The sequence below is a fragment of the Neisseria basseii genome, from assembly GCF_962707005.1.
GTDB lineage: Bacteria > Pseudomonadota > Gammaproteobacteria > Burkholderiales > Neisseriaceae > Neisseria > Neisseria bergeri.
Map to the genome: position 1 here is coordinate 68,357 of NZ_CAUIXH010000001.1, position 12,225 is coordinate 80,581.

Sequence of the window (12,225 nt, forward strand, 5' to 3'; positions counted from 1 at the left end):
CTTAACTGATATCTTTACCATCAATAATTGAAGATTTCAAAAAGAACCCTACGTTCTCCTTGTAAAAATCGGTTTGACTCAAGCAGGGCGCACCTCAAGCCGCCTGCCCGGCAGGGCCGGCACCCGTGCCGGCATATCGATTTTGGTTACGTTCAATTCCGCTACACGCTGAAACTCCTGCGGCGTTATCCCCAAACGCCTTGCCATTTCCGATTTGCCGGCCTTTTGCGTCAACATTCCGTTCAATGGCAAAACCTTCGCATAAACCGACGGCGACAGTGCAACCGGCGTTTCCCCTTACAAACGGATGGAATCAACCGAGTATTCAAACACAGCCTATTTTTTAATAAGTTATATATGAGGAATCGTCGTTTTTCTGCAAAAAACAAAAAAGGACGGCGGCGGCGAACCTGAACCTGCGGTGTGATGAGTCCGTCCTTTGGGGCGAACCTGCGGGGGCTCTGTCCCTCTCACCTTGAGCGTGGGTCGTTTCCAAACCTGTCAAGGTCAAGCCGCGTGAGCGAGATTGCTTCGCAAACTTTGTTAGGATGAAAAATCAGTTCGCGCGTTTTCGGAACTCTTCCCAACCTGCCGGGATATGGCAAAACGGTCAGATTGTTCGCGCTTTCGTGGATAATCTGCTCAAAGTCAAAGGCGGCGGGATTGTCGGCAAAAATGTAATCGATGATTTCGTCTGTATCGGCAATCGCGGGTTTTGTCCATTCAAGGAATAAGGGTATTTTTCAATCCCTTCAGCCGCTCGTTTCTCTTGGCGGCAAAATGCGCCATTGCGCTTTCATGGCTGACAATCCCGGCTTTTCTTGCTTCTTCGACTTTACGCGCCAGCCAAGTGTCGTAATCTTCCGCTTCTTGCACGGTGTCAAATTCCGACAGGCGGTAATCTAAAACGGCTGTGGTCATCTGTACTTTCCTCCTTTTCGTTTGCGGCGCAACGCGACCGCGCGCAGGCTAACGCCTATGCGCCGCGCGTTTCGCACTGCTCCGCCAACAGCAGGGAAGCTGCGCGCCGCTCTTCTTTCTGTGCTTCCCATTCGATGCGCCGGCCGTCTTTTTCAGTCGGATTTCAATTATTTTCGATTTTAACTTGCCTAAGCTTCAGGCTTCAGACGGCATACGTCATTCTTGTTCGGGCGGAATGCCGTGCGTCAATCTGAAAGCTGCCGAAGCACTGTCTGCCAAGATAAATCGGGCGCACGTTCCGCAGGACGGTTCGAGGTTTCCTACCGGACTCACAGGTAATGGCAATGCGGGAGGACGGCGGGGTGCTTGCCGCCTGTGCCGCCTTCGTCCTGTTCGTTTTGGGGTGTTCGTTTAGGGCTTGCTGCCGTTTGAAGTCTGTAACCGCCGTCCCGGCGAAAATACGGGGTAACTTGCCCGTCGGATTTTTGCGCGGTCATGTCCCTGTTGTCCCATGCCGGTAAAAGCCCCCTCTGCGTTTCCTTTCAGACGGCATCTGCCCCGTCATTCCCGTTCGTGTTCTGCCGATTCGTAGGCTTCGACGATTTTTTGCACCAGAGGGTGCCGGACAACGTCTTCGCCGGTAAAGGTATGGAAATACAGCCCTTCCACGCCGTGCAGTTTCTCACGCGCGTCTTTTAATCCCGATTTGATGTTTTTGGGCAGGTCGATTTGGCTGGTGTCGCCGGTAATGACGGCTTTCGCGCCGAAGCCGATGCGGGTCAGGAACATTTTCATTTGTTCGGGCGTGGTGTTTTGCGCTTCGTCGAGGATGATGTATGCGCCGTTGAGCGTCCTGCCGCGCATATAGGCGAGCGGGGCGATTTCGATCAGACCTTTTTCAATCAGTTTGCTGACGCGGTCGAAACCCATCAGGTCGTAGAGCGCGTCATAAAGCGGGCGGAGGTAGGGGTCGACTTTTTGGGTCAGGTCTCCGGGCAGAAAGCCCAGTTTCTCGCCGGCCTCGACGGCGGGGCGAACTAAAATGATGCGTTCGACTTGGTGTTTTTCCATCGCATCGACGGCGGCGGCGACGGCGAGATAGGTTTTGCCCGTGCCTGCCGGCCCGAGACCGAATACGATGTCGTGGTTGAGCAGGGCGCGGATATAGCCGTTTTGTCTGGGTGTCCTGCCGCCGATGCTGCCGCGCTTGGTGCGGAAATAATAGGCGTGGTCAAGGTTTTTTTCCTGATGCCCGGCATCTTCGGTTTGGGCTTCGACGGCGGCAAGCCTGATGTCGTTGTCGTCCAAATCGCGTGTTTGCGCCGTTTCTAGAAGTTTGAGCAGTGCGCGTTTGCCGGCGTGTGCAAATGCGCCGTTGAGGGTGAAATGTTCAAAACGGCGGCTGATGCTGATGCCGAGTGCTTTGGCGAGCGAATCGAGGTTGCTGTCGAAAGAACCGCATAGGCGTTGCAGCGTCGGGTTGTCGGTTTCTTCCAAGTGCAGGTGGGCGGTATGGGTCATATGTTCATCCGAATGGTTGGATATTGTGTGATTTTAATCTATTTTGCCTTGCTGGCGGCAGGAGAAAACGCGGTTTGAAATAATTGCCTCGCGCTAATGCAATTTGGCGCGCCGATATGCTAGATTGGCGGTTTTTCAAGTAAGGAGACGGATATGTTGCGTTCTATTTTGGCGGCTTCCCTGCTGGCGGTATCTTTTCCGGCGGCGGCTGAGGCATTGAATTACAACATCGTCGAATTTTCCGAATCGGCGGGTATCGAGGTGGCGCAGGATACAATGTACGCGCGTTTCCAGGTGGCGGTAGAAGGACGGGACAAAAATGCCGTCAATGCCGAGTTTGTTAAAAAATTCAACAGTTTTAACAGAAAATCGAAAGACGGCAGCTTTAAAACCGAATTGGTTTCCCGAAGTGCGATGCCGCGCTATCAATATACCAACGGCAAGCGTATCCAAACGGGCTGGGAGGAACGTGCGGAATTTAAGGTCGAGGGTAGGGATTTTGATGCGTTGAACCGTTTTATTGCCGATGTTCAGGCAGATGCAGCGTTGGAATATACGGATTTTTATGTGTCGCGCGAACGCCGCAACGAGGTCATCGATCAGGTCAGCAAGGATGCCGTTTTGCGTTTCAAGGCGCGTGCCGAAAAGTTGGCGGGCGTTTTGGGTGCGTCCGGTTATAAAATCGTCAAATTGAATTTGGGACACATCGGCAGCCATATCGCGGGCGGCGGAGCGGTGCGGGCGAAAATGTTGCGCGCGATGCCGATGGCGGCAAGCGTCAATATGGAGGGAGAGGATTCCGCCGCGCCGGGTGTGGAGGAAATCAGCATCAGCGTCAATGGGACGGTTCAGTTCTGATTTGAGGTGAAGGGCAATGCCGTCTGAAACCCGACGATAAGGGTTCAGACGGCATTTTTTGTTTCAGGCTTTGGGCAGGGTTACGCCGGTTTGCCCCATGTATTTGCCGTTGCGGTCTTTGTAGGAAGTTTCGCAGATTTCGTCGCTCTCGAAAAACAGGACTTGCGCCACGCCTTCGCCGGCGTAGATTTTGGCGGGCAGGGGGGTGGTGTTGGAAAACTCGAGGGTAACGTAGCCTTCCCATTCCGGCTCGAACGGGGTAACGTTGACGATGATGCCGCAGCGTGCGTAGGTCGATTTGCCCAAGCATACGGTCAGGACGTTGCGCGGGATGCGGAAATATTCGACCGTGCGCGCCAGTGCGAAGGAATTGGGCGGGATGATGCAGCAGTCGTCTTCGACGGTAACGAAGTTTTTGGGATCGAAGTTTTTGGGATCGACGATGGTGCTGTTGATGTTGGTAAAGATTTTAAATTCGTTGGCGCAGCGGATGTCGTAGCCGTAGCTGGACGTGCCGTAGGAGATGATGCGTTTGCCGTCGGACTTTTTGATTTGGTTCGGCTCGAAGGGGTCGATCATACCGAACTCTTCGCTCATACGGCGTATCCATTTGTCGGACTTGATGCTCATAGTGTTTTCCTTGTTTCTTGCGGTGTTCGGACAAAGCATTCGGGAATGCCGTCTGAAAACGGGGCTTATTTGTTTTTGGGCAGTTTCACTTCTTGAATCATGCCGTTTTCGCATTTCATAATGAAGAGGGTTTCGCCGTTTTGCGAGACGCTGAAACTGCCGTGCGCCAGGCCTTTTTTGAATGTGCCCGACAATGCCATATTGCGGAATTTGGTACTGTCGGAATTGAACGGTTCGAGAAATACTTCGCGGCCGGCGGCAACGGTATAAACGCCTTGTCCGTCGAACTTGCCGTTTTTGAACGAACCGGCATAACCACGCCCGTCCCGGCAGCGCCATATGCCCTTGCCGGAGGGTTTGCCGTCTTTGCCGACACCGCCCTCGTAGGTGCAGCCGGCTTCCTGATAGGAAGTCAGGACGGCGGCCGGTGCAGGGAGGGCGAACATAATGGCGGACAGTAGGAATGCGGGGTGTTTAAGCATAAGGGTTATTCCATTGGATTTTGGCCGACGGTATAAAAGCCATCTGAAAAATCAATCTTGCCGGCCGCCTAAATAAGCAATCAGTTCTTCGAGCATCGTACCGACTGCTTCCGCCATTAAGATTTGCGAGGCGAAGGCAAGGCCAGCGGCATCGCCGCCGCTGTTTTCGGCTTCTTCCTGCAATACGTCGAGGTATTGGATGCGCTTGAGCGTGAAGTCTTGAGTGAGGATAAAGGCGATTTGTTCGCGCCAAACCAAGCCCAGCCGGGTAACGGTTTTGCCGTTTTTGACGTGTTGGACGACTTCGTCGTCGGTCAAATCCTGTTTGGAGATTTTGACGACAGGTGCGGCATCGCCCGCGCCTTTGAGTTCGCAATCGCTGTCCAATTCAAAACCGCCTTCGCAATGCCCTTGCAGCAGCCAGCCGGTCATCAGGGAAGAGGGCGATTGTTTGGTATTCGGCAGCGAGGCTTCCAAACCGCCCAAGGCTTCGCGCAGCTTGGTCAGGATGTTTTCCGCTTTGGCGGAAGCCGCGTTGTTGACGAGCAGGTAGCCGCGCCGGGTATCGAAAACGGCTTCGGTACGGCTGCTGCGGGTAAACGCGCGGGGCAGCAGGTCGTCTGTAATTTGCTCTTTAAGCTCTTGTTTTTCCTTGCGTCCGACATTGCGCGCCTCATTGTCTTGAATTTCGGCGATTTTTTCATCCAAAATATCGCGGATAACGCCGGAGGGCAGGACTTTTTCTTCTTTTTTCAGGGCGACGCGCCAAGTGTCGTCGGCAGGGAAGACCGGATCGGGGGAGAAAGGGACAGGCGCGGCAAAGCCTTCGCTAAACCAGTCCAAACCCTGGCAGCGGGCAAATCCGGATTGCGCCAATTTGTCGGAAAGGACTTCCAATTCGGGCAGCTTTTCTTTGTCGAGCAGGTAAAAGCTGATTTGTTTGAACCACATAATGTTTCCTGTTGTTTGAAATGACGGGAATTATCTGCTGAATTGTTTTTTCACGCTGACTTTGGTTTTCTTTTTGAAGCGGTTTTTCTCTTCTTTGCGGCCTTCGCGTTTCTCAATACGGTTGCTCAGGCTGACGCGGCGCAGCGGTTTTTTCTTCAGCTTGTCTTCCGCATTTTCATAGGGGTTTTCTGAAACATTGTATTGAATTCTGAGCGGCGTGCCTTGCAGATTGAAGGCTTTGCGGAATGTTTGGGTCAGGTAGCGCGTATAGCTGTCGGAAATTGCGTGCAGCGAATTGCCGTGTACCACAATCACCGGCGGATTCATGCCGCCTTGGTGGGCATAACGCATTTTCGGACGCACCAAGCCAGCACGCGGCGGTTGCTGACGCTCGATCGCGCTTTGTAATACGCGCGTGATTTTCGGTGTCGGCATCTTAATCATTGCCGCGTTGTAGGCAGCCTGAATGCTGTCGAACAATCCGTCTATGCCGCGTTCTTTCAACGCGGAAATAAAGTGGAACTTAGCAAAATCAAGGAAATACAGTTTGCGGGAAATGTCACGTTTGATTTGTTCGCGCCGCTCTTCGCTGATGCCGTCCCATTTATTGACCGCCACCACCAAAGCACGGCCTGCTTCCAAAGCGAAACCTGCAATCGTCGCATCTTGGTCAGCGACATCTTGTTGCGCGTCCAATACTAAGACGGCAATATTTGCGGCTTCAACCGCCTGCATGGCTTTGATAACGGAGAATTTTTCCACTGCTTCATCCACTTTGCCGCGACGGCGCACACCTGCGGTATCGATGATGGTAAACGGTTTGCCTTCACGTTCAAAATCGATATGGATACTGTCGCGCGTCGTGCCTGCCATATCGAAGGCAATCACGCGCTCTTCGCCGAGAATGGCGTTAACCAGCGTAGATTTTCCGACGTTCGGACGACCGATAACGGCAAAAACAGGATGTTTTGCATCGGCTTCTTCGGCTTCAGGCTCGGGGAAGTTTTCTAAAATTTCTTCAATCAGGTAATACACGCCGTCGCCGTGCGCGCCGGAAATAACGTGCGGCTCGCCCAATGCCAGCTCGTAGAACTCGGCGGCAAGTACGGCCCTATTGCCCCCTTCGCCTTTATTCACAGCTAAATAAACGGGACGCGGACTTTGGCGCAAACGGTCAGCAATAATCTTGTCTTGCGGTGTCAAACCGGTACGGCCGTCTACCAAAAACACAACTGCATCGGCTTCATCGACAGCTTGCAAGGTTTGTTTTGCCATTTCGTTCAAAATGCCGCTGTCCACAACCGGCTCAAAACCGCCGGTATCGATGACCAAATAAGGTTTGCTGCCGATTTTGCCGTGTCCGTAATGGCGGTCACGCGTCAGGCCGGGCAGGTCATGCACGAGCGCGTCTTTGGTGCGCGTCAAACGGTTGAATAAAGTAGATTTGCCGACGTTGGGGCGGCCGACAAGCGCGATGGTTGGTTTCATGATTGAGTCTTTCTGTGTCAAGTGCCGTTCGGGAGAACTGAACACGAGCAGGTGTCCGTTGGGACACGGCGGATGGGTTTTACGGGAATTGCCGTAGGATGGGGTTGTCTGAAATGCCGTCTGAAGAGGGGGCGGCATTTCAGACGGCATTTATTTCAGCGAATCGAGTTTCATTTGAACCAATTCGCGACCGACAGAATCTTGAGGCATTTTTTCCAAAGCCTGACCGTAGTTTTTTAAGGCTTCTTGGCTTTTTCCCTGTGCGGCATAAACATCGCCTTTGGTTTCCATCAGCAGGGGGGCGAAGTCCGCCTCAACCGGCGTGTCGAGTGCGGCAAGCGCGGCATCGTATTTTTTTTGTTGCAACAACACAACGCCCAGACGCTGCGCCGCCAACGCTTGAATCAGGCTGTCTTTTTGGTTGGACAACACCCATTTCAAATGCCCTTCGGCAACATCGTAACGCTGTGCGTCAAATTCGGTTGCCGCCGCCATCAGCGTGGCTTGGGCGGCGGAAATGGAATGCGGGTAGCTTTGCTGGAGTTTGGTCAATTCGGCATTGATTTCGCTTTGCGGGGCTTTGTTTTGCGCCTTTTCCACGATGTTTGCCAGCATCGCCGCCGCTTCCTGATTTTGGGAAGCCGCACGGTTTTGGTAAACCGTGTATCCCAAGTAGCCGAGTGCCGCCAAAATCAGCAGGGCAAACAGCCATTTGCCCGTGGTTTTCCAAAAATATTTAAAGTTGTCCAACTCTTGTTGTTCTTCCAAATGGGCTGCCATTTATGCGTTCTTCCATTGTTGTAAAGTAGGGGTTAAATCCTCGGCAGCGACGGTTTGTTGACCGTGTGCGCCGTTCATGTCTTTGAGCGTAACCGTACCGTTCGCCAGTTCGTCTTGCGCGACAATCAGGGCAAAGCGTGCGTCGCTGTTGTCTGCTTTTTTCATTTGCGCCTTCAGGCTTTGATAGCCGGAATGCTGCATTACATTGAAACCTTGCGCGCGTAAGGCTTGGGCGTATTTCATCACTTGCAAGTCCGCACCTTCGCCTTGATGCATTGCATACACATCAGGCGCGGCGTTCACTTCCAGCGAACCGTATTCGCTCACCAAAAGCAGCAGCCGCTCGATACCCATTGCAAAACCGATGGACGGCGCAGGTTTGCCGCCGAGTTCCTCAATCAAACCGTCGTAACGGCCGCCGCCGCACACAGTCGCCTGCGCACCGAGTTTGTCGGTCGTCCACTCAAAAACCGTCTGATTGTAATAATCCAAACCGCGAACCAAGCGCGGATTTTCAATATATTGAATACCCAAACCATCCAACATCGCCTTGAAGCGTGCATAGTGGTTTTGCGAAGCCTCGCCCAAGTAATCCACCAAGCGCGGCGCGGCATTACAGATTTCCTGTAAATCAGGGTTTTTCGTATCCAAAACGCGCAAAGGATTGGTTTTCAGACGGCGTTTGCTGTCTTCGTCCAATTTGTCTTCATAACGGGTTAGATATTCAACCAATGCCGCACGGTGTGCCGCGCGTTCCTCACGGTTGCCCAAGCTGTTGATTTCCAAAGTCAGGTATTCGCGAATACCCAATTTTTCCCACAAGTCGGCAGACATCGCGATGATTTCCGCATCGATATCCGGCCCTTCAAAACCTAAAGCTTCGATACCGACTTGATGGAACTGACGATAACGGCCTTTTTGCGGACGCTCGCGGCGGAACATTGGCCCCATATACCACAGCTTTTGCGGGCTGTTGTACAGAAGGTTGTGTTCGACCACCGCACGCAGACAAGAAGCCGTACCTTCAGGACGCAGGCTTAAACTCAAAGAGTCGTTTGAATCGGAGAAGGTGTACATTTCCTTGCCGACCACATCGGTTTCCTCGCCGATGGAGCGGACAAACAAACCGGTTTGCTCAACAATCGGCGTACGGATTTGCCGATAACCGTAAGCGCGTGTCCAGCGGTTTACCGTATCTTCAAACGCCTGCCAAAACGCAGCCGTCAGTTTGAAATCTTTTTGTTCGACAGGTAAAAGGTCGTTCATACCTTTTACAGATTGAATTTTTTGTGCCATTTCAAAAAGGGGGGTGCTGAAATCAAATGCGGGCGATTATAGCGGATTTTTAAGGGTTTGTGAGGATGGAGGTGGTTTGCGGACGGGTAAAAATGCCGTCTGAAACAGTTTTCAGACGGCATTTGACTTACTCTGCACGCCCTTGCCTGATTTGTTCGACTGCAAACTCCGTCTGCCGCTTGGGATGATGTGTGAAAAACAATTTATTTGAAATTGTCTCGGCTTTTTTCGGTACGACAGCCAAAATCTTACCTGCCAAATTACCCTCACGGGTTTGCCAAGCATCCAAAAACTGCGCCCTGCTCATCGAAACATGACCCAGCGACGGGTCGGCAAGCAAAACCGTATTACCATCTATACCGCGCAATACCGAGAAATGATCATCCTTGCGGTATTTCAGATACACGATGACGGGGATTTTCAACTGCGCAAGCTGCTCGAAAGACAGGGCATAGCCTTTCGCTTCAAAACCCAAATCAGGCATAATGCGCCGCATATCCTCAAACGACGCGCGCATCTGCTCCTTATCCAGCTTTTCCAACACTTCTTCTTCCGTCAGCGTTTGCCCGTAAAAATTGTTCAAAAGCGTCGCCACCGAAGCCGCCCCGCAGGAAAAATCCAAATCCTGCTTTACAATATTGAAATCCCGCCGCGCTTTCCAGCTTTGTATTTTGACTTTGCCGTAGGCTATGGGGTTTTCTTCCGCAAAGGGAAAAGAATGTGCACAAAGCGGCAGGGCGGCGGCGAGGAGCAGGGAAGCGGCAAACCGCCTTTTTTGTTCCATCAAAATCCTCCTGAAAGGCTGCCTGAAATTTCCAAGCAGCCTTTTTGTTTGCTTATTAATCGGATAGTGAGACAAATATAAAGTGGGCGGCAATCATTGCCGTAACGGCAGCCGTAACTGTTTTATTTTCTTCAAACCAAAGCAAGTTGAGAAACATGAACATCAAGAAATATGATGGTTCTTCAGTTTTGCCGCTGCTTTCTTGAGTCAGAAGATAAAATATAGATATGGCGGTTATGCCGATTGCTGTTTTTATTAAAATATATTTGTTTTTCATCATCTTGTATGGTTTTTAATGCAAGTTTCAACAATAAAATTCGGAATAAGATAGAGAGATGTTGATATATCAGATAAATATATAGTGGATTAAATTTAAACCAGTACAGCGTTGCCTCGCCTTGCCGTACTATTTGTACTGTCTGCGGCTTCGTCGCCTTGTCCTGATTTAAATTTACTCCACTATACAAAACAATCAAGAAACTATTGGCGGTATGTATAATCTTGAATTTCTTTTTTTGATGAAATTAAAATAATGAAATATATGGTAAACGTTACAACGGAAGCCTTAGCCTCCCGATTGCAGTATTTCAATTCCAAGATAAATGCCGCATAGAAGATAAAATACTCAAATGGTTTTTTAGCGGCTTAAATATCTTATTTAATCTTATTGATTGTTTTTCCAATAGTTTCCGCAATAAATAATAAGAAATAGAATAATAAACAAACAGAACATGAAAATAAAAATAAATCTTTCATTATCCCAGTAATAAAATTCCAAAGATTTTCCTTATTTCCATCAACAATAAAAATTATCAGTTCATGAATAAAGAATACTGCAAAGAAAATGCTTCCTGCCGTTAGAGATATTTCTAATCTGCTTATTTTCCCTTCGCTATATTTACCTGATAAATAGCCTAAAAAAGCTGCAATCAAATCATCCATTTTAAAAATTTCTGTAAAAACAGGTAATGTCTTTAATTCATTACCTGTTTTGCCATTATTTATCTATGATATAAGCGTTTCTTACCCTTCAGCCTCTTTGGGAAATCAAAGCCCTGCTTAGAACGTATGTTGCACACCCAATTTCAATAGGTAAATCAGATTGCAAATCCAGCAATTTGAATATTGTCATTGTTCCGTGCAAAAGGGATTTTTATTGATGAGTTGTGTACTGGGTTTCAGCTTGGCTTTTTAGATAATCTTTTCACAAGAACATACATCAATACTGTCCAAAAAAAAGATTTGATAAATATATTGCAACATATTTTATTCCACCTCCATCCGAAACAGAAACCAATATATTTTTAATTAATACATAGCTGATTATTACATTTATTATTCCTATAATATATAAGGATCTTGCCAAAATTTTTTTTGATTTTATTTTAGGAATATCTCTTATCCATGCTAAAATACAGCCCAATGTCGAAAAGAAAATAACAGCAAACACTACCTTACCTCCTCTCACTTCCAACCAAACCGATAGCAGGTTTGGTTGGAAGTTGGTTTATTTATTATTTAACGGCGAATGTCAGTGTTCTTACCCGTAGAACCTGCATAACCAGTTATGCCACCAGCAACAGCCCCCACTACTGCACCTCGCATACCATTAATCAGTATTCTTCCTATTTTTTCGAATCCACTATTTCTTCCAAAGATGCAGCAAACGCAGGTTGGGCCTAGACCCAATCTACGTTTGCTGCCGCATCTGATCCCTATTGTTTCTTATCCTTACATCTTCCTGCCTTGTCAACCAAATAAAGACAGAAGACTATACAAAAACTGACCGACATACTGAAAATACCTATCCCCTTCCATGCAATCTCCGCACCATTGACACAATAGACCAGACTGAGAAACAACAAAGCCACAGTGTAAATCAATGTAAAAAATATTGCGTAAAGCGCAATAAAGGGAACTTTTATCTCACGGTTGTTTTTTATAATATATTCAGCAACTTGATTTCCGAATATACCTGATAAAAAATATAGTATTAGATCATCCATTTCGTTTATCTTCTATGTTTTCCCATTGCGGCACTGGAAGACTGATTTAATGCTGCACCATTTGCACGAATAACTGCATTAGGAATAGCATTTCCCCCTTTCCAAGCAGAACGAGCAAAAGCACTAGTAGTAATCCCTGCGCCGCGCAACATCGCACTGCTATATCCGCCTCCTATCATACCGCCAGCGGTTGCAGCTAAGGTACTTCTTGTTGAAGCAAATTGCCCTGTTTTAATTTTAGAAATGCCGTGATTAGCCCAGGCACTAATTGCCCCTCCCATCAAAGCACCTGCCACAATAGGAAGAAACGCCCCCTCAGTCTCCTTCATCTCCTTTTGAGAAAGCTCCGCCAACTGCATCGGCGCATCTGCCTGCGTGTGGAACACTTGGTTTTCAAATGTCTGATTGTCCAAGCCGTTTGCCATTGCGGGGGCAATCATAGACAGCATCATTACGGCTGCGGTGATTTGTTTTTTCATAACAACTCCTTTGGATTACAACGTTGGAA

The 12,225-nt window shown here is 49.2% G+C and carries 15 protein-coding genes and 2 pseudogenes; 1 reads left to right on the forward strand and 16 read right to left on the reverse strand.

Going from position 1 to position 12,225, the window contains the following annotated elements; genetic code table 11:
* Positions 1 to 78: 78 nt before the first annotated feature.
* The 4 genes from Q9I99_RS00355 to Q9I99_RS00365 form a co-directional block, all read right to left on the reverse strand.
* Complete coding sequence (locus Q9I99_RS00355) at positions 79 to 237, reverse strand: hypothetical protein (protein WP_301667857.1); 159 nt, start codon at positions 235 to 237, stop codon at positions 79 to 81.
* Between the two features lie 233 nt (positions 238 to 470).
* Positions 471 to 740: a type II toxin-antitoxin system RelE/ParE family toxin gene (locus tag Q9I99_RS11410; protein WP_369415172.1), complete on the reverse strand. Its 270-nt coding sequence runs from the start codon at positions 738 to 740 to the stop codon at positions 471 to 473.
* On the reverse strand, positions 724 to 921 hold the full coding sequence (gene relB / locus Q9I99_RS00360) for a type II toxin-antitoxin system RelB family antitoxin (protein WP_301667855.1): 198 nt from the start codon (positions 919 to 921) through the stop codon (positions 724 to 726). Before relB ends, Q9I99_RS11410 begins: the two co-directional genes overlap by 17 nt.
* Positions 922 to 1,482: 561 nt before the next feature.
* Positions 1,483 to 2,442, reverse strand: a complete 960-nt coding sequence (locus Q9I99_RS00365; RefSeq protein WP_301667854.1) for a PhoH family protein — start codon at positions 2,440 to 2,442, stop codon at positions 1,483 to 1,485.
* A gap of 153 nt (positions 2,443 to 2,595) precedes the next feature.
* On the opposite strand from Q9I99_RS00365, the gene Q9I99_RS00370 reads away from it, so the two are divergent.
* Positions 2,596 to 3,300: an SIMPL domain-containing protein gene (locus tag Q9I99_RS00370; protein WP_301667853.1), complete on the forward strand. Its 705-nt coding sequence runs from the start codon at positions 2,596 to 2,598 to the stop codon at positions 3,298 to 3,300.
* A 63-nt stretch (positions 3,301 to 3,363) separates the two neighbouring features.
* Here Q9I99_RS00370 and dcd read toward each other — a convergent pair whose 3' ends face one another.
* The 12 genes and pseudogenes from dcd to Q9I99_RS00430 all read right to left on the reverse strand — a co-directional run bounded on the left by dcd (position 3,364) and on the right by Q9I99_RS00430 (position 12,196).
* On the reverse strand, positions 3,364 to 3,930 hold the full coding sequence (dcd, locus tag Q9I99_RS00375) for a dCTP deaminase (protein ID WP_301667851.1): 567 nt from the start codon (positions 3,928 to 3,930) through the stop codon (positions 3,364 to 3,366).
* Positions 3,931 to 3,995: 65 nt separating this feature from the next.
* On the reverse strand, positions 3,996 to 4,412 hold the full coding sequence (locus Q9I99_RS00380) for an MORN repeat-containing protein (protein WP_301667850.1): 417 nt from the start codon (positions 4,410 to 4,412) through the stop codon (positions 3,996 to 3,998).
* 51 nt (positions 4,413 to 4,463) lie between these two features.
* Positions 4,464 to 5,363, reverse strand: a complete 900-nt coding sequence (locus tag Q9I99_RS00385) for a recombination-associated protein RdgC (protein WP_301667849.1) — start codon at positions 5,361 to 5,363, stop codon at positions 4,464 to 4,466.
* A gap of 30 nt (positions 5,364 to 5,393) precedes the next feature.
* Complete coding sequence (gene der, locus Q9I99_RS00390; protein WP_301667958.1) at positions 5,394 to 6,851, reverse strand: ribosome biogenesis GTPase Der; 1,458 nt, start codon at positions 6,849 to 6,851, stop codon at positions 5,394 to 5,396.
* 150 nt (positions 6,852 to 7,001) lie between these two features.
* Positions 7,002 to 7,631, reverse strand: coding sequence for a YfgM family protein (locus tag Q9I99_RS00395; protein ID WP_301667848.1), 630 nt, complete (start codon positions 7,629 to 7,631; stop codon positions 7,002 to 7,004).
* A complete protein-coding gene (hisS, locus tag Q9I99_RS00400; RefSeq protein WP_301667847.1) occupies positions 7,632 to 8,927 on the reverse strand; it encodes a histidine--tRNA ligase in 1,296 nt (431 codons plus the stop codon).
* A 127-nt stretch (positions 8,928 to 9,054) separates the two neighbouring features.
* On the reverse strand, positions 9,055 to 9,711 hold the full coding sequence (locus Q9I99_RS00405; protein WP_101132026.1) for a C39 family peptidase: 657 nt from the start codon (positions 9,709 to 9,711) through the stop codon (positions 9,055 to 9,057).
* A 55-nt stretch (positions 9,712 to 9,766) separates the two neighbouring features.
* Entirely contained in the window at positions 9,767 to 9,991 is a 225-nt protein-coding gene (locus Q9I99_RS00410) for a hypothetical protein (protein WP_086430036.1), read from the reverse strand.
* A gap of 73 nt (positions 9,992 to 10,064) precedes the next feature.
* A pseudogene (locus Q9I99_RS00415) lies at positions 10,065 to 10,175 on the reverse strand (IS5/IS1182 family transposase); the annotation flags it as partial.
* A gap of 190 nt (positions 10,176 to 10,365) precedes the next feature.
* Positions 10,366 to 10,653 carry a hypothetical protein gene (locus Q9I99_RS00420; RefSeq protein WP_080542269.1) on the reverse strand — a complete coding sequence of 96 codons (288 nt, stop codon included), beginning with the start codon at positions 10,651 to 10,653 and terminating at the stop codon, positions 10,366 to 10,368.
* Positions 10,654 to 10,889: 236 nt separating this feature from the next.
* Positions 10,890 to 11,161: pseudogene (locus Q9I99_RS00425) on the reverse strand (hypothetical protein).
* 561 nt (positions 11,162 to 11,722) lie between these two features.
* A complete protein-coding gene (locus Q9I99_RS00430) occupies positions 11,723 to 12,196 on the reverse strand; it encodes a hypothetical protein (protein ID WP_086430039.1) in 474 nt (157 codons plus the stop codon).
* Positions 12,197 to 12,225: the final 29 nt, after the last annotated feature.

Coding starts and splice junctions, on each gene's coding strand:
- dcd (WP_301667851.1), bottom strand. CDS start 3,930: ATGAGCATCAAGTCCGACAAATGGATACGCCGTATGAGCGAAGAGTTC.
- Q9I99_RS00355 (WP_301667857.1), bottom strand. CDS start 237: ATGTTGACGCAAAAGGCCGGCAAATCGGAAATGGCAAGGCGTTTGGGG.
- Q9I99_RS00430 (WP_086430039.1), bottom strand. CDS start 12,196: ATGAAAAAACAAATCACCGCAGCCGTAATGATGCTGTCTATGATTGCC.
- Q9I99_RS00395 (WP_301667848.1), bottom strand. CDS start 7,631: ATGGCAGCCCATTTGGAAGAACAACAAGAGTTGGACAACTTTAAATAT.
- Q9I99_RS00420 (WP_080542269.1), bottom strand. CDS start 10,653: ATGGATGATTTGATTGCAGCTTTTTTAGGCTATTTATCAGGTAAATAT.
- relB (WP_301667855.1), bottom strand. CDS start 921: ATGACCACAGCCGTTTTAGATTACCGCCTGTCGGAATTTGACACCGTG.
- hisS (WP_301667847.1), bottom strand. CDS start 8,927: ATGGCACAAAAAATTCAATCTGTAAAAGGTATGAACGACCTTTTACCT.
- Q9I99_RS00365 (WP_301667854.1), bottom strand. CDS start 2,442: ATGACCCATACCGCCCACCTGCACTTGGAAGAAACCGACAACCCGACG.
- Q9I99_RS00370 (WP_301667853.1), top strand. CDS start 2,596: ATGTTGCGTTCTATTTTGGCGGCTTCCCTGCTGGCGGTATCTTTTCCG.
- Q9I99_RS00380 (WP_301667850.1), bottom strand. CDS start 4,412: ATGCTTAAACACCCCGCATTCCTACTGTCCGCCATTATGTTCGCCCTC.
- der (WP_301667958.1), bottom strand. CDS start 6,851: ATGAAACCAACCATCGCGCTTGTCGGCCGCCCCAACGTCGGCAAATCT.
- Q9I99_RS00410 (WP_086430036.1), bottom strand. CDS start 9,991: ATGATGAAAAACAAATATATTTTAATAAAAACAGCAATCGGCATAACC.
- Q9I99_RS00385 (WP_301667849.1), bottom strand. CDS start 5,363: ATGTGGTTCAAACAAATCAGCTTTTACCTGCTCGACAAAGAAAAGCTG.
- Q9I99_RS00405 (WP_101132026.1), bottom strand. CDS start 9,711: ATGGAACAAAAAAGGCGGTTTGCCGCTTCCCTGCTCCTCGCCGCCGCC.